Origin of the sequence: Streptomyces sp. NPDC088733 (assembly GCF_044751185.1) — a bacterium.
In the GTDB taxonomy this organism is placed as follows: domain Bacteria; phylum Actinomycetota; class Actinomycetes; order Streptomycetales; family Streptomycetaceae; genus Actinacidiphila.
Genome location: NZ_JBIVLH010000003.1, coordinates 486,096 through 502,175 on the forward strand (window position 1 = coordinate 486,096; position 16,080 = coordinate 502,175).

Annotated in this window: 15 protein-coding genes; 12 read left to right on the plus strand and 3 right to left on the minus strand. The window is 75.1% G+C overall.

Annotated features, from left to right (window positions below; all coding sequences use genetic code 11):
- Positions 1-5: 5 nt before the first annotated feature.
- Positions 6-1,976, plus strand: a complete 1,971-nt coding sequence (locus ACIP64_RS08270) for a hypothetical protein (protein ID WP_401583015.1) — start codon at positions 6-8, stop codon at positions 1,974-1,976.
- 214 nt (positions 1,977-2,190) lie between these two features.
- Here ACIP64_RS08270 and ACIP64_RS08275 read toward each other — a convergent pair whose 3' ends face one another.
- Positions 2,191-3,534, minus strand: a complete 1,344-nt coding sequence (locus ACIP64_RS08275) for a tetratricopeptide repeat protein (RefSeq protein WP_401583017.1) — start codon at positions 3,532-3,534, stop codon at positions 2,191-2,193.
- 261 nt (positions 3,535-3,795) lie between these two features.
- On the opposite strand from ACIP64_RS08275, the gene ACIP64_RS08280 reads away from it, so the two are divergent.
- Both ACIP64_RS08280 and ACIP64_RS08285 read left to right on the plus strand, forming a co-directional pair.
- A complete protein-coding gene (locus tag ACIP64_RS08280) occupies positions 3,796-4,161 on the plus strand; it encodes a hypothetical protein (protein WP_360906054.1) in 366 nt (121 codons plus the stop codon).
- A gap of 31 nt (positions 4,162-4,192) precedes the next feature.
- Positions 4,193-5,047, plus strand: coding sequence for a spermidine synthase (locus ACIP64_RS08285; RefSeq protein WP_401583019.1), 855 nt, complete (start codon positions 4,193-4,195; stop codon positions 5,045-5,047).
- Between the two features lie 12 nt (positions 5,048-5,059).
- On the opposite strand, the gene ACIP64_RS08290 is transcribed toward ACIP64_RS08285, so the two are convergent.
- The gene (locus ACIP64_RS08290; RefSeq protein ID WP_401583021.1) at positions 5,060-5,626 is read right to left on the minus strand and encodes a hypothetical protein; all 567 of its coding nucleotides are present in this window, start codon (positions 5,624-5,626) and stop codon (positions 5,060-5,062) included.
- A gap of 110 nt (positions 5,627-5,736) precedes the next feature.
- Between ACIP64_RS08290 and ACIP64_RS08295 the strand changes: the two genes are divergently transcribed.
- From ACIP64_RS08295 to ACIP64_RS08315, 5 genes are all read left to right on the plus strand, one after another.
- Complete coding sequence (locus ACIP64_RS08295; RefSeq protein ID WP_401583022.1) at positions 5,737-6,414, plus strand: response regulator transcription factor; 678 nt, start codon at positions 5,737-5,739, stop codon at positions 6,412-6,414.
- On the plus strand, positions 6,411-7,802 hold the full coding sequence (locus ACIP64_RS08300; RefSeq protein ID WP_401583024.1) for a sensor histidine kinase: 1,392 nt from the start codon (positions 6,411-6,413) through the stop codon (positions 7,800-7,802). The genes ACIP64_RS08295 and ACIP64_RS08300 overlap by 4 nt, the downstream gene beginning before the upstream one ends.
- 16 nt (positions 7,803-7,818) lie before the next feature.
- Entirely contained in the window at positions 7,819-8,112 is a 294-nt protein-coding gene (locus tag ACIP64_RS08305) for a hypothetical protein (RefSeq protein WP_401583025.1), read from the plus strand.
- Between the two features lie 11 nt (positions 8,113-8,123).
- Entirely contained in the window at positions 8,124-8,369 is a 246-nt protein-coding gene (locus ACIP64_RS08310) for a hypothetical protein (protein WP_401583027.1), read from the plus strand.
- A gap of 144 nt (positions 8,370-8,513) precedes the next feature.
- Positions 8,514-10,004, plus strand: coding sequence for a cellulose binding domain-containing protein (locus ACIP64_RS08315; RefSeq protein WP_401583029.1), 1,491 nt, complete (start codon positions 8,514-8,516; stop codon positions 10,002-10,004).
- A 119-nt stretch (positions 10,005-10,123) separates the two neighbouring features.
- Here ACIP64_RS08315 and ACIP64_RS08320 read toward each other — a convergent pair whose 3' ends face one another.
- A complete protein-coding gene (locus tag ACIP64_RS08320) occupies positions 10,124-10,822 on the minus strand; it encodes a TetR/AcrR family transcriptional regulator (RefSeq protein ID WP_401583030.1) in 699 nt (232 codons plus the stop codon).
- A 243-nt stretch (positions 10,823-11,065) separates the two neighbouring features.
- Between ACIP64_RS08320 and ACIP64_RS08325 the strand changes: the two genes are divergently transcribed.
- The 4 genes from ACIP64_RS08325 (at position 11,066) to ACIP64_RS08340 (ending at position 16,020) form a co-directional block, all read left to right on the plus strand.
- A complete protein-coding gene (locus ACIP64_RS08325) occupies positions 11,066-11,995 on the plus strand; it encodes a phosphatase PAP2 family protein (protein ID WP_401583031.1) in 930 nt (309 codons plus the stop codon).
- A gap of 115 nt (positions 11,996-12,110) precedes the next feature.
- The gene (locus ACIP64_RS08330; RefSeq protein WP_401583221.1) at positions 12,111-13,145 is read left to right on the plus strand and encodes a hypothetical protein; all 1,035 of its coding nucleotides are present in this window, start codon (positions 12,111-12,113) and stop codon (positions 13,143-13,145) included.
- Positions 13,136-14,683 carry a hypothetical protein gene (locus ACIP64_RS08335; protein WP_401583033.1) on the plus strand — a complete coding sequence of 516 codons (1,548 nt, stop codon included), beginning with the start codon at positions 13,136-13,138 and terminating at the stop codon, positions 14,681-14,683. The genes ACIP64_RS08330 and ACIP64_RS08335 overlap by 10 nt, the downstream gene beginning before the upstream one ends.
- Positions 14,680-16,020: an AAA family ATPase gene (locus ACIP64_RS08340; RefSeq protein WP_401583035.1), complete on the plus strand. Its 1,341-nt coding sequence runs from the start codon at positions 14,680-14,682 to the stop codon at positions 16,018-16,020. Before ACIP64_RS08335 ends, ACIP64_RS08340 begins: the two co-directional genes overlap by 4 nt.
- Positions 16,021-16,080 lie beyond the last annotated feature (60 nt).

Genomic DNA, 16,080 nt, shown 5'->3' on the forward strand with positions numbered 1-16,080 from the left:
CGGGCATGGCGAAGTGGCCTCTCCTCGGGGCCGGCCGGGGGCCCGCCGGCAGGCGCGTGCTGGACTGGGCGGTTTCGGGCGGCGGGGCGCCGCTGGTGGTGTCCGGTTCCGCCGGGTCCGGCAAGAGTCATCTGCTGGCCTGGTGGGTGACCGGTGGACAGCACGACCCCGCCACGACGGTGCACGGGCTCGCCCCCGCCCGCGGTCTGACCGCGGACGCCGTGGCCTGGGAACTGGGCCGGCAACTGGGCTACGGGCCGCTCTCCCCGGGTGGGCTGCTGGAGCGGATACGGACCGACCGGCGCCCGCTGACCCTCGGCTTCGCCGACCTGCACCGCGCGCGGCCCGGTTGCCACGAGGCCCTGGTGGAGCCCCTGCTCGGCTTCCCCCACGTACGTCTGCTGCTCGAGACGGCGGGGACCGGATACGTTCCGGACGGCGCCGTCGTCGTCGACCTGGACGACCCGACGTTCACCGATCAGGCGGAGTTCGCCGCCTGGTACGGCGAACAGGCCCCCGCCGCACCGGCCTTCACCGCGAACCAGGTCTTCCCGCACCCGGCGGCGGCCCGGCTCGCCGCGACAATCCCCGGACCGCCCGCGCGAGGTGACGTGGCGGCCGTGTGGTGGGAGCGGCTGCCGGAGGCCGCCCGACCCGCGCTGCAGACGCTCGCCGCGCTGCGCGGACCGGTTCCCGCGGACGTCTGGGAGCTGGTGCACGCGCGCCTGACCGGGGACCCCGCGCCGGGCGAGGCCGTCGGGGCCGCCGTGGCGCGCCTGCCCCGCGGAACCGTCCACGAGGTACCGCCGGGCGGCCCCCTCGTGGAGGGCGCGGACGCGCGCATCGTGGACATCCTCAAGTCCGAGGCCCTCACCAGCGCATATGCCCGCGATCATGTGCTCGGCCACGCCCTCGCCGCGGGCACCGCGGAGCGACTGCTGCGCGACGCGGGATTCCTCGTGCACGGCTCGGCGGCCGCCGTGGCCGCGGCTCTGGCGGACCCGGACACCGCGAGGGCCGCCCCCGCGGTGCTGGCCCCTCTGTGGCGCCGCGCGGCACCGGTACTGAGCGCCCCGGGCATGAGCGACCCCGAGCGCGCCGCCCTCCTGCACTGCGTCGCGCTCGCCGACGCGCCGCCCATGGCCGCGTTGCTGCGCCCCGTGGCCGAACGGCACGCCTGGACAGCCGTCTGGTTCGACCCGGGCCGGTCCTTCACCGCCCTCGGACCCGGCACGGGCAGCAGCACCGGCACCGTCGAAGGAGCGCTGCTCGCCGCGGACGCGATCGGCCGGGTGCACGCCCTCGACCCCGCCACGGGTGCGGAACTGCACCGGGTCCCCTCCCCCGCCGCCGTTCGGCCGTTCGCCCTGGCCGCCCTCGGCGACGGCCTGCTGCTCCTCGACCGCGAGCAGGTCCTGCACCTGTCCCCCGCCGACACGCCGGCCTTCGGCGAGGCCGCATACCTTCACAACCCGCAGGGCCCCTCGGCCCTGGCCGCGCTGCCCGCCACCGGTCACCTGGCCGTGGGTGACACCGCGGGCCGTGTCCACCTCTGGCGCTCCCCCGCGTACGACCCCGAGCCCCTGAGCCGACCGTTGCACAACGCTCCCGTCTCCGCGGTCGCCGTGGTCCGCTCGGCGCGGCACGACCTGACGTTCTGCCTCAGCGGCGGGCTGGACGGCACGCTGCGCCTGTGGGCGGCCCCGGACGAACCCATGCAGGCCCCCGTCGAGCGGCGCGACCGCGTCATCACCGCCCTGGCCGCCGCCGACACCCCCTCCCACGGTCCCGTCGCCGTCGCGGCCTGGTCCGACGGCCGGGCGAGTGTCTGGAACCTCCTCGACGCCCGGGTGCGGCCCGTGCCCCTCCCGCACCGGGCGGACGCGCTCGGCCTGCGACCGGACGGCCTGCTCACCGCCACGGGTCCTGGTGGCACCTACGCGCTCGGGCTCCACCTCGACAGGCTGTGGGCGTAGCGGTGGCCGAGGCGTACGCGGCGGCGGTCCGGCAGTGGCTGGAGGAACACGGCTGGTACGCCGGGCGGGACGTCCGCGACCGGATCGGCGAACATCTCGCCCACCGGCCGAGGAGCGCCGAGCGCCAGGGCTTCCCGCTCACCCCGCCTGCCGCCGCGGCGTTCCCGCACACGTACGGACTGCTTGGCCCGCGGGGCGCTGCCGGCCGCGTGCCTCAGGCGGTGCGCGACTCCGCCTGGCGGCGCAGGAACCCGGCGACGTCCGGGCGGCGGGCGTACGGCTGGAGGGTCTGGGCGGCCGAGGCGAGCATGCCCCGTACGCGCGGGGACTGGACGCGGCCCAGCAGGTCCAGGACGCGGGCGCCCGTGACGGCGGCCTCGTCGACGCGGTGCGCGCAGGCCAGGTTGCCGGCGAGTTCCGCGGTGTAGAGCGCGATGTTGCGGGTGAAGTGGGGGGCCTGGAGCCCGATGGCGCGGCGGGCGTGCTCCACCGCGCGGTGGTGGTCGCCGAGCGCGGCCCAGGACTGGGCCTCCAGGCCCGCGAGTTCGGCCTCGCCGTAGAAGGTCATCCACTGCGGATCGGCGTCGCGGGAGCCGCGGCCGAAGAGCGACTGGGCGCGCAGCAGGGCGCGTTCGCAGCCGGAGCGGTCGCCGAGCCCGGCCCGGCCGCCGGCCTCGCGCAGGGCCAGCAGGGAGAGCAGCCGCGGCGAGCCCAGGTCGCGGGCGGCCTCCTGGGCGGCCTGGGCGGCGCGGACGGCCTCGCGGGGGCGGCCGGCGTCGCGGGCGAGGAAGGAGGCGTTGCAGAAGGCGTGCGCCTCCAGGGCCTGGTCGCCGGCCATGCGGGCGGTGGCGAGGGCCTCGCCGTAGTAGGAGCGGGCCTCGGCGTGGCGGCCGGAGTCGTGGGCGAGCCAGCCGACGGAGATGGCCAGTTCGCCGGCGCCCGCGTGCAGGTCGTCGGCGACGGCCTGGCCGTAACTGCCCTCGTCCAGCAGGCGGTAGGCGGCGCCGAGCGAGTGGCCTGCCTGGCGGTAGAGCGCCCCGGCGCCGTGCCGGTCGTCGTGCAGCCGGATCTCACGGACGGCGTCCTGCACCGCGCGGACCTGGGATCTGCCGACCCGCCGCACCGGCTCCGCCGCGGCCGGCGGCCCCAGCACCCACGTGGTGGCGATGGCGGCCGGGCCGCCGGTCATGAACGCGCGACGCAGCACGTCGCTCTCCTCATCGGTTTCGGGCTCGCGGGGGCCGGCCGCCACCGCGAGCTGTGGTGCCGGGGGGCCGGCCGCACGCCGGCCGCGGACGGACTCGCGGGGCTCGAAGCCCAGGTCGGCGAGGCCGAGTCCGGGGAACATGTGCCGGAAGACCCGTTCGTACGCGTAGTTGGGGCAGCGGATCTCCCCCGACTCCACGCGTCCGATGTAGCGGGCGTCGCAGCTGACCTGCTCGCCGATCTCCCGGGCCGCGCGGCGGACGGCGGCGGCGAACTCACCGGGCGACCGGTCCGCGCGCAGCAGCCGGAAGGCGGCGTTGGGTGTGGTGGGGGTGGAAGGTGACGAGGGCATCGCCTGACTCCCGGGAGCGGTCGGTGCGGAGCGGTGCTTGTCGCGGTGCGCCGCCGTGCGGCAGCGGAGCGTAGCGGCAGGGGCGACCGTACTCGGTACCGGGAGGGGCAGAGCACCGGTTTGGCTACAAAAGGGATATCTCACCTACCATCCGCCATGAAACGCCACCCTCCCGGCGTCACAAGGGCGTTGCCGTTGACGCGGTGGGCGCGTTGGACAACAGGCAACCAACCGTGCGTCCGACTCCTAGGAGGACCCGCCTTGTTGGACGAGCCATGGGACCTGGTGACCGTCCCGGCCCGCCAGGGACTGGAAGCCGTGGACATCCTGCGCCTGCGGACCGGCCCGGTGCCGGGTCTGGGGCCCGTGCTGCACGACAGCTCGGGCGACAGCCTGGGCTTCCTCGTGCCGCCGGGCACGGCGGCCGGCTGGGACGTGCCGGGCAGCGCCTGCACCCAGACCTCGGGACGCGGCTTCGCGATCCCCGGGGAACTGCGTGAGCCGCCGGTGACGGGCACCGACTGGCTGGTGCCGCCGCAGAACGACGCCCCCGTCACGGACCCGGCGGTGCTCCGCGCCGCGCTGGGCGAGGCGGCCCGGATGATCGAGCTCGCGGACCGGTTCTGACCGGCGGCGGCACCGCGCCCATACTGGGTGCATGGCGCAGCGCAGGACGAAGGACCCGGAAGGGATACGCGAGCAGGTCGGCGGAGGTCTCGCCGAACTCGTACCGGACCGGGACCGGCCGCGCGGCCGCTCGCTGCTGATCGACGGCGCCCCGCAGTCGCACGTCGACCTGGACGACCCGGGCCATCTGGACTTCGCGTACCAGCGCCGGCTGGGCCATGTGATCGACCTCGCCGCGCCGCCCGGCCGCCCGCTCAAGGTGCTGCACCTCGGCGGCGGCGCGCTGACGCTGGCCCGCTACACCGCCGCCACCCGGCCGCGCTCGACCCAGCAGGTCGTGGAGGTGGACACCGCCCTGGTCGAGTTGGTCCGGCGGGAGCTTCCCTGGGACCGCACGTGGCGCATCAAGGTGCGCGGCGGGGACGCCCGGGCGGGTCTGGCGAAGGTGGCCGAGGGCTGGGCCGACCTGGTCGTCGCGGACGTCTTCAGCGGGGCGCGCACCCCGGCCCACCTCACCAGCACCGAGTTCCTCGCCGAGGTGCGCCGCACGCTGGCACCCGGCGGGCTGTACGCGGCCAACGCGGCCGACGGGGGCCGGCTGGAGTTCCTGCGCGGGCAGGTCGCCACCGTCAGGGCCTGCTTCCCGCACGCCTGCCTGGCGGCGGATCCCGCGGTGCTGCGCGGGCGGCGGTTCGGGAACGTGATCCTGGTGGCGGGCGACGGGGAGCTGCCCGTCGCGGAGTTCACCCGCCGGGTGGCCTCGGACCCGCATCCGGGGCGGGTCGAGCACGGGCGGGAGCTGGACGCCTTCGCGGGCGGCGCGGTGCCGGTCACGGACGCGACGGCGGCGGCGTCGCCGGCTCCCCCGGAGTCCGTGTTCCGTTAGCGGCGCCCTGCCCTACCGGCCCCCGGCCGTGTACGTCTCGACGGTCGGCGGGTGCCCGTTCCAGGTGCAGAACAGCGAGGACGTGGTGCCGCCGGAGGTGAAGTCGACCCGGATCCAGGCGGACGCGGACTCGTTCCAGACCTTCATCTCCCAACCGGCCTCGGGGGTCGCGGAGACCAGGGTGGCCGAGGTGTCGCCCAGGTCGAGCACGACCCGGCCGCCCTCGACCGGGTAGCTGTGGACATTGCCGGTGGCGGAGGACGCGGGCGTCGGGGTGCCCGGCGGCCGGGCGGGCGCGGAGACCGACGGCTTCACGGCGGGCGGCGTGCCCGGATCCGTGGCGGCCGGCGGGCGGGCCGGGCTCTCGCGGCGCCGGGAGGCGGAGTCGGAGGGCGCGGACGGCGGCGGGGACGAGGGCGGCGGAGGCGCCGACGCGGCCGCCGGTTCCGCCAGGGGCAGCGCGCGCGGCGGGTCGTACGCGGTGCCCGCGAGCACATGGTGGACGCCGAACCAGGACATCGCGACGGCGGCGCTCGTCGCCAATGTCCACGCTCCGGCGTGCGCCAGTCCTCTTCGCATGCGCCCATACTGCCGGACGCGCCCCTTCCGGGGAGTTGAGGGTTGCGCGCGCGGCCCGGACGTGCTCGGACCCGCCCGGGGCGTCCCCCGGATGGGCTAAGTTGCGGGCCATGGCAAGTGTGCTCGTCGTCGAGGACGACCAGTTCGTGCGCTCCGCCCTCATCCGGCACCTCACCGACGCCACGCACTCCGTACGGAGCGTGGGCACCGCCCTGGAGGCGCTGCGCGAGGTGGCGCAGGTCGGCTTCGACGTGGTGATCCTCGACCTCGGCCTGCCGGACCTCGACGGGGCCGAGGCGCTCAAGATGCTGCGCGGCATCACGGACACACCGGTGATCATCGCGACCGCGCGGGACGACGAGTCGGAGATCGTCCGGCTGCTCAACGCCGGTGCCGACGACTACCTGATCAAGCCGTTCTCGGTCGAGCACCTGTCGGCCCGCATGGCGGCCGTGCTGCGCCGCTCGCGCGCCCGCGAGGCCGCCGAGGTGATGCGGGTCGGCGGGCTGCAGATCGACGTGCTGCGCCGGCAGGCCGTCCTGGACGGCGCACCACTGGACCTGACGCGGCGCGAGTTCGACCTGCTGTCCTTCCTGGCGGCCCGGCCCGGGGTGGTGGTGGCGCGGCGCGAACTGCTGTCCGAGGTCTGGCAGCAGTCGTACGGCGACGACCAGACCATCGACGTCCATCTGTCCTGGCTGCGCAGGAAACTGGGCGAGACCGCCGCCCGCCCCCGGTACCTGCACACCCTGCGCGGGGTGGGCGTGAAACTGGAGCCGCCGCTGTGAGATGGGCCCTGGTCAAGGTCTGCGTCGCGGTCACGGCGATGGTCGTGGTGGCCTTCGCGGTGCCGCTGGGACTGACGGTCAAGGAGATGGCGCGGGACCGCGCGATCGGCAACGCCGAACGCCAGGCCGCGGCCATAGGCCCGGCGCTGGCGATCACCACGGACCGGGTCCAGCTGGAACGCGCCGTCGCCTCCACGCAGGCGGGCGCCGACGGCCGGATCGCGGTGAGCGTGCCGGCCACGGAGGGCACCGACGGCGTACGCATCGGCCGCCCGCACGCCCCGGACGCCGACGTGGAGCGGGCCTCCCGGCTGGGCCGGGCCGCCACGGTGCCGGTGCCCGGCGGCTACGCGCTGCTCCAGCCGACCGCCGTCGGCTCCGGATCCGTGGCGGTGGTCGAGGTCTACGTCCCGGACGGCGAGGTGACCCGCGGGGTCACCACCGCCTGGGCGGTGCTCGCTGCCGTCGGCGTGGGGCTGATCATCGGGGCCGTCGCGGTGGCCGACCGGCTCGGTACCCGGATGGTCGGCCCGGCCAAACGGCTCGCGGACGCGGCCAACGGACTCGGCCGCGGCGACCTGACGGTGCGCGTCCCGGAGGACGGCCCGCCCGAACTGCGCTCGGCCGCCGTCGCGTTCAACGCCATGGCCGACCAGGTCGTGCAACTGCTCGCCAACGAGCGGGAACTGGCCGCCGACCTCTCCCACCGCCTGCGCACCCCGCTCACCGTGCTGCGGCTCAACGCCGCCTCGCTCGGCGACGGCCCGGCCGGCGAGCAGACCCGGCACGCGGTCGCCCAGCTGGAGCGCGAGGTCGACCAGATCATCCGCACCGCGCGCGCCCAGCAGGCGCAGGACAAGCCGGTGGCGGTGGGCTGCGACGCGGCCGCCGTGATCCGCGAGCGGATGGCCTTCTGGTCGGCGCTCGCGGAGGACCAGGGCCGCGAGGCCCGCACGGCCGGCGTCGACCGCCCGGTACGGGTCCCGGTGGCCCGCGCCGACCTGGTCGCCTCGCTCGACGCGATGCTCGGCAACGTCTTCCGCCACACCCCGGAGGGGACCGCCTTCGCGGTGGACGTGCACAGCGGTGAGGACGCCGTGATCGTCCTCGTCTCCGACGCGGGCCCCGGCATCAACGACCCCTCCGCCGCGATGCGTCGCGGCCAGGGCGCGGGCGGCGACGGCTCCACGGGACTCGGCCTGGACATCGTGCGCCGCCTCGCGGAGTCCACCGGCGGCGACGTCCGCATCGGCTCCTCGGTGCTGGGCGGCGCCGAGATCCGCGTCTGGATCGCCCTGCGCCCCTACGCCTCCGCCGGCAAGCGCACCCACCGCGTCGTCCGCCGCCGCCGCGGCCGCCGCCCGGCGGGCGCCCGGCCCACCGGCTGAGCCGGTGGAGGGGCACATGGAGATCTGGTCGGTCGTGGACGACGCCGACCGTGCGCGGTGGACGCTCGTGCCGTTCACAAGCGTCGGACCGCTCCGGTTCGGGATGAGCCCCGAGGACGCGACCGCGGTGATGGACGCAGGCGGCTTCGAGGCCGAACCGGACATCCCGTTCCGGCACGGGCCCCTGACGCAGCGGGTCCACTACCGCGTGAAGGGCGGCACCTCCATCAGCTCGCGGCCACCGCCTACTTCAGGCAGTCGGGCGCACTGGCCTCCGTCGCGGTCGACGCCCTTCGCGGGCCGCAGGTGAGCTTCGCCGGCATGTCGTTCGTCGGGCAGGTGCCGTCCGAGTTCGAGGACCGCTTCTACGCGTACGCGCACGGCGGCGGTCTCGCGGTGAACATCGCCACCGACGGCGAACCGGCCTCGGAGGAACTGGGGCTGGTGATCCGCCCCCAGCGGGCCCGCGACCGCCTTCTGACGCGGGCGTTCTTCACCGCCGGGTACGACGACTGGGCGGACACCCTGTTCGACACCGTCCCGGCGCAGGAGTGGAGCTTCCGCTGACGCCGCCACCGCGGCCACCGCGGCCACCTCAGGGACCAGCTGCCTCAGGCGTCGCTTAGCCGCACCTTAAGCGCGTCATAAGAAATCGAACTCACGCCCAGCTCGGGGCGTTTGTCCGAATACCCCTCGGTAGCGTGCCGGTTCATGAGGAACTCACATCGTCGTCGCCCCACGCGCAAGGCCGCCCTTCTCGGGGGCCTCACCGCGGGCGCGGTCGTCGCGGCCGGCGCCTTCGCTCTCGCGGGGTCGGCGCAGGCCGCCACCGTCGGTGCCGCGTACAGCAGGACCAGCGACTGGACCACGGGCTACACCGGCCAGTACGAGATCAGCAACTCCTCGGGATCGACGCTGTCCGACTGGACGCTGACGTTCGACCTCCCGGCGGGCACCAGCATCAGCTCGCTGTGGAACGCGACCTGGACGGCGTCGGGTCAGCACGTGACCGTGCGGCCCGCGAACTGGAACAAGGACATCGCCGCCGGGCAGTCGGCGCAGGTGGGCTTCGTCACGAAGTCCTCGGCGACGGCGGGCAACCCCCTCAACTGCCGGATCAACGGCGCGAAGTGCTCCGTGGACGACGGCGCGCCCGCCTCCCCCTCCGGCCGCCCCACCGCGTCCGCCACTCCGACGGCAACGCCCTCCCCCTCCCCCACCCGGACCGCGACGGCGACGCCGACCCCGACCCGGACCGCGACCCCCACGGCCACCCCCACCGCGACCGTGCCCCCGGCCTCCGGCACGACCGCCCGCTTCGCCCCGTACGTCGACACCTCGCTGTACCCGGCGTTCGATCTGCTCACGCACTCCAGGTCGACCGGTGTGAAGCAGTACACCCTGGCGTTCATCACGGACGGCGGCGGCTGCACCCCCAAGTGGGGCGGTGTGACGGACGTGGCGGCCGACGCGGTGGCCGCCCAGATCGGCGACCTCCGCAAGGCCGGCGGCGACGTCCGCGTCTCCTTCGGCGGCGCGTCCGGCTCCGAACTGGCGACCACCTGCTCCTCGCCCTCGGCGCTGGCCGCCGCGTACGGCAAGGTCGTCGACACCTTCAAGCTCACCAAGGTGGACTTCGACGTCGAGGGCGGCGCCATCGCCAACGCCACCGCCAACTCCCGGCGTGCCAAGGCGATCGCGCAGCTCCAGGCGGGCCACAGCGGCCTGGAGGTCTCCTACACCCTGCCGGTCATGCCGACCGGCCTCACCCAGGACGGCGTCAACCTGCTCGCGGACGCCAAGGCCAACGGGGTGCGCGTCGCCGCCGTCAACATCATGGCGATGGACTACGGCGCCTCCTTCAGCGGCGACATGGGCGGTTACGCCATCGACGCCGCGACGGCCACCCAGGCGCAGGTCAGGAGTGTGCTCGGGCTGTCGGACGCGGCCGCCTGGAAGGCGGTCGCCGTGACGCCGATGATCGGCGTGAACGACGTCAGCACCGAGGTCTTCAGGGTCGACGACGCCTCGCAGCTGGTGGCCTTCGCCAAGTCCAAGGGGCTGGCCTGGCTGTCGATGTGGTCCGCGACCCGCGACCGGCAGTGCCCCGGCGGCGCGAAGAACTCCGCTGACCCCACGTGCAGTTCGGTCGTCCAGGACGCGAGCGCGTTCTCCAGGGCCTTCGCCGCCTACAACGGCTGATCCCGCGGGATCACGCCGGCTCCTCCGGGGGCCACCGCCCCCTCACCAGCCATCTCCCGATCCCCCCACACGAGCGCCCCGGCCGGCAGTTCACATCCGCCCCGGCCGGGGCGCTCTTCTCATGTGCGCGGCCGCGCGGGCCCGTTCAGCAGTCCGTCCAGGAGCGCGGCGAGCCCGGCCTCGTACTGCGCTCGGCCCGACTCCTGCGCGGCGCTGAGCTCGGGGGCCAGGCCGGTCAGCGACGGGTAGCTCTCCGCGGGGAGTTCGGCGAGGCGCTCGCGGATCTGCTCGCGCAGATTGACCTCCTCGTCGCACATGGCGCGCTTGCGGCGCACGGCCCACATGGCGGAGCCCACCGTGTACTGCATGAGTGCGACCTGGCCGGCGGCGGCCGCGGCGGGCTCCAGGCCGGCGGAGCGCAGCAGGCAGAGCATGCGGTCGATGACGGACAGCGCCTCGTCGCCGCGCAGCGGACGGCTCGCCAGCAGCTGGAGGGCGGCGGGATGTTCGCTGAAGAGGCGGTACACCCCCACGCAGAGCTCGATGAGCTGCTCGCGGGGCGCACCGGTGTCCGGGGGGATCTCGATCTCGCCGAGCAGCCGCTCGTTGACGGCGTCGCTGATCTCCTCCTTTCCCTTGAAGTGCGAGTAGACGGCCATCGTGCCCACGCCCAACTCCTGGGCGAGCGCGCGCATGGTGAAGGCCTCGGGCCCGTCACGGTCGAGCAGCGCGACGGCCGCGTCGAGGATGCGGTCGGGGTTGAGCGTGTTGCGGGGGACGCGGCGCCGTGGGGAGCGGGCCGGCGGGGTGACAGTCATGAGGGATGCGTGTCCGGTCATGGGGAGCGGTCGGTGAGCGGTTTCCTTGATTCTCCCGCGTTCACAGGCAACCCATGACGGTCGCGCGGCGTCTTTTCGCACGCGTTCACGAGCACACATAGTTGAACCTCGGACGAACCAGGAGTTACCGGAATAGGCGGGGGTGGTGTTCAGGTTGCCTAGCGTACGTCGTACGGTATTCCGCATGACCTCTCACAAGGAGAGAACGGGGAGAACGGCCCGATGACCATGACCACCACCGCGCCACGAGCCGCCGCCTACCGGGGCGGCCTGCGCTGGTGGACCGAGCTGCCGCTGATCGCGGTGGTGTACGGCCTCTACACGACGGGACGCCTCCTGGTCCGAGGGGACGTGGCGCGGGCGGTGGACCACGGCATCGCCATACTCCACCTGGAGACGGCACTCACCCTGGACCCCGAACGCTGGCTCAACACCCTCTTCAGCCGTTACCGGGCGCTCGGCATTCCCGCCGACTTCTGGTACGCCTCCCTGCACTACCTGGTCACCCCCACCGTGCTGATCTGGCTCTGGCGGCGACGGCCGACCGTCTACCGCTTCGCCCGCACCTGGCTGATGACCTCCACCCTCATCGGGCTGATCGGCTTCACCCTGGCGCCGACCGCCCCGCCGCGGCTGCTGGCCGGGGGGCACGGCTTCGTCGACACCATGGCCCAGTACGGCTCCTACGGCTGGTGGGGCGGCGACGCGAGCGCCCCGCGCGGCCTCGGCGGGCTCACCAACCAGTACGCGGCCATGCCCAGCCTGCACGTCGGCTGGTCCCTGTGGTGCGGCATCGTCCTCTGGCGCCACGGGCGCACCCGCTTCGTCCGCGCGCTCGGCATCGCCTATCCGCTCGGCACGGCGCTCGTCGTCATGGGCACCGCCAACCACTACTTCCTCGACGCGGTCGCCGGCGCGGCGGTCATGGGCCTGGGCCACCTGCTGACGCGGCCCTTCCTGCGTGCCGTGGACGGCCTGCGGGACGCGGTCACCGCACGGTTCGCCCGTCCCGCGCGACCCGTCACCTCCACCGTCGTCGCCTCCTCGCGTGTCGCCGCCCCGGCGGAGCCCGCGGCGGAGCACCCGGCCGGTCACGCGGCCGTCCCGGCCCAGCGCGCGGCCCGGCCACCCGCACGGGAATCCCACGGCTGAACCGCGGTGGCCCCCGTTGTCGGTGGGGAGTGCGAGACTTGCGCGGGTGAGCACTACGCACGATCTGCGAGAGCGGTTGGCGGGGCTGCGCGGCCCGGGTACCGACCCGCGCCCGATGGACGCACGGGCACTGGCGGCGCTGGCGGCGAACCCGGGCTGCCGGCGCCGGGCGCTGCTGGACGCCGCGGGGGTGGACAAGGCGGCCGTGGCCGGCGTGCTGGGCAATCCGGCGCCGTTCGGGCAGTCGCAGTTCGCGTTCATCCGGGGCCACGCCTTCGAGGCCCGGGTCAAGGGGAACGGCTGCGCCGAACTGCTGCGCCTGCTGGGCGCGCCCGAGGACAGCGAGGTCGCGCTGCCCGACCTCACCGCGCCCGGTCCCGAGGGCCGCGTGGAGCGCACCCGCCTCGCGCTCAAGGAGGCCACCGCGGCGGCCCGGTGGACGGTGCTCGACCATCCGCTGCTGGCCCTCGAGGTCGCCGACTCGCCGGTCTACCTGGAGCCGGACGCGATCGCCGTGCGCCCCGACGGGTCGTGGACGGTGATCGAGGTCAAGTCCTTCCCGATCCTGGACGGTTCGGCGGACGCGGTGAAGGTCGGCGCCGCCGCACGGCAGGCCGCGGTCTACGTCCTGGCCCTGGAACGGCTCGGTTTCGGCACCCCGGACCACCGGGTGCTGCTGGTGTGCCCCAAGGACTTCTCCAACCTCCCGGTCGCCGAGGTCGTCGACGTCCGCAAGCAGCTGTCGGTCACCCGGCGGCAGCTCGCCCGGCTCACCCGGATCGAGGAGATCGCCGACACCCTGCCCGAGGGCACGACCTTCGACCTGCGGCTGGCCGACGACCGGCGCACCCCCACCCGCTCCGCGGCGGACCTGCGCGCCGCGGTGGAACTGCTGCCCGCGGCGTACGCCCCCGAATGCCTGGCCAGTTGCGAGCTGTCCTTCCACTGCCGCGACCAGGCCCGGGCCTGCGGCGCCGTGGAGGCACTGGGCCGCGGGGTCCGCGCCGAACTGGGCTCGCTCACCGATGTCGAGCAGGTGCTGGCTGCCGCGCTCGGCGACAGCGGCGCCGAAGCCGGTCCCGACGACCCCGCGGTGGCCGCGCTGCGCCGGGCCGCTGCCCTCCGTGCGGAGGCGCTGGGATGTCGCTGATCTCCGTACTGGCCAGGGCGGAGGCGATGGCGACCGGGCGGGCGACCCCGCTCGCGACGGTGCGCCACCGCCATCTGTCGGACCGGCCGCTGGTCCTGGTGCCGCTGACGACGGCCGGCGAGGTCGGCGCGCCCCTGGGCGCGCTCGTCGGGACCGAGCGCGCGGAACCCCGGCTGCTGACCGTGCCGCAGCCGCGCGACCGCGATCTGCGCTTCGCCTTCCTCGCCGAACTCGCCCAGATCGTGCTGCCCTATCTGGAGAGCTTCGCCGACGACACCGAGACCGAACCCGCGACCCGCAACCGGGAAGAGTCGGAGGTCTGCGCCGACGCGCCCCAGCTGCTGGTGGCCAACTCCGCGGCCGTGGAGTACGTCCGGCTGCTCGGCCGCTCCACCCGCTTCCGCCGCACCGCCGAGGACGACCCGGACGAACCGCACCCCGTGCCCGCCCGGGTGCCGCTGCTCGGCCGGTGGCTGACGCACTACGGGGAGCGCGCCCGCACCCCCGGCTCCTCGCTGCTGCTGTCGGCGACCGAACTGCTGACCCGGCACTGGGCCACCGGCCAGAGCAATCTGGAGGACCAGCACCTGGGCGCCCTGCTGGCCTGGATCGCCCCGCCCGAGGGCGTACCGGGCGCCGAGGCGGCGCGCCGCGCGGAGAGCGGGCGCCGCGCCGACGGGCTGCTGGAGTGCCCGCCGGCCGGACCCGCCACGGACCCCGTGTTCGACAACACGGTCCTCGCGCCCGCCACCGCCCGCTTCGACGCGGGCATCCGCGGCTCGGCGGACGAGATCGCCGCGCTGCTGGACGGCCAGATGCGGCCGACATGGGACGCGATCTGGACGTGCGTCGACCTGCTGCGGGAACTCCCCGAGGGCGCGCACGTCGAGGAGCGGTGGAAGCGCGACCGCTGGTCGTACACCTCGCACCGGGACCGGGTACGGGCCGGGGAGCCGCCGCAGCCGCGCCGCGACGACGCGGTCTCCGCGGCGCAGAAGCTGGCCGGGCGGGAGACCGCCCAGGTGCGGCTGGAGGCGCAGGAGGCGCTGGACGACCCGCTGGAGATGGCGGGCCGCCGGCTGGCCGGCCAGGCGTTCGCGGGCGAGGTGACGGACGTGCTGATGGCGATGAGCGAGGGCAAGATCCCCAAGCCGCGCCCGCTGGTGACCGTGACGACCGGGGACCGGCCGCATCTCGACCCGGACGCCAAGGTCTACCGCGCCCTGCCGGACGGGCGTACCCAGCAGGCGCAGTTCGTGGAGTGGGCCGGGCCCGGCGCCGTGCTGCTGCGGGTCGTCAACGGCATGGGCCGGTCCAAGGTCCCCGACCCCGGCACCGTGCCGGAGCCCGGGGACGCCGTGTGCTGGACGCTGTTCGAGCACGCCCCGCGCGGCGGCGCCGCGCTGCCCGAGCCGGAGGACACCCCGTGGACCCACGGCGGGCCGCCGGGCGCGGCGGCCGGCACCGCCGCTGCCGCCGGCACCCCCGCCGTGCTCGCCGAGAGCGCCGACCCCGCGACCGCGGAGGACTACCTGTGAGCCCGAGCCCGGTGAACGAGGCGGCCCGCGCCGCCGACGCCGCGACCGAGCGGATCCTGCACGACACCCTCCACGGCACGCACCGCGGCGTGGTCGTGGACTCCCCGCCCGGCGCGGGCAAGTCCACGCTGGTGGTGCGCGCCGCCCGGGAACTGGTGGCGGCGGGCGAGTCCCTGATGGTGGTCGCCCAGACCAACGCCCAGGTCGACGACCTCGTGGACCGGCTCGCGACGGCCGACCCCGGCCTGCCCGTCGGGCGGCTGCACGGCAGCGACTCCCCGCCGGACCCGGTGCTCGACCGGCACGCGTCGGTGCTGAAGTCGACCAAGGCCGCCGACTTGCGGGGGGCGAAGGTGGTGATCGCCACCGCGGCGAAGTGGGCGTTCACCGCGGCCGCCAAGGACGTCGAGCCCTGGCGGCACGCGATCGTCGACGAGGCGTACCAGATGCGCTCGGACGCGCTGCTCCAGGTCGCCGGGCTGTTCCAGCGGGCGCTGTTCGTGGGCGACCCGGGGCAGCTCGACCCGTTCAGCGTGGTCGGCTCGGAGCAGTGGGCCGGGCTGAGCTACGACCCGTCGGCCAGCGCGGTGGTCACCCTGCTGGCCCACAACCCGGGGCTGCCGCAGCACCGGCTGCCGGTGTCGTGGCGGCTGCCCGCCTCGGCGGCACCGCTGATCTCCGGCGCCTTCTACCCGTACACCCCGTTCCGCAGCGGCACCGAGCCCGGCGAGCGGCGGCTGTCCTTCGGCGTGTCCGGCGACGGTTCCGGCCCCGACCGCGTGCTGGACGAGGCGGCGCTGTCCGGCTGGGGGCTGCTGGAGCTGCCGGCCCGCCGCACCCCGCGCACGGACCCGGAAGCGGTGCGCGCGGTCGCGCTGGTGACGCGGCGGCTGCTGGACCGCGGCGGGGTGGCGCACTCCGAACGCGGCACGGCCCCGGTCGGCCCGGACCGGATCGCGGTGGGCACCGCGCACCGGGACCAGGCGGCGGCGGTCCGGGCGGCGCTGGCCGACCTCGGCGTCCGGGGTGTGACGGTGGACACGGCCAACCGGCTCCAGGGCCGGGAGTTCGACGTCACCGTGGTGCTGCACCCGCTGTCCGGGCGGCCCGACGCCACGGCCTTCCACCTGGAGACCGGCCGGTTGTGCGTGCTGGCCTCGCGGCACCGCCACGCGTGCGTGGTGGTGTGCCGGGCGGGCGTTCCGGAGCTGCTGGACGAGCACCCGTCGACGGAGCCGGTGCAGCTCGGCGTGACGGTGAAGTTCCCGGACGGCTGGGAGGCCCATCACGCGGTCCTCTCCCACCTCGCCGAGCACCGTGTGACCTGGCATTCCTGACGCGCCCCCGCCCGCTCCCCGCCTCACGGAGGTCCTCTTGCGCGAGGCGGGACAATGGAA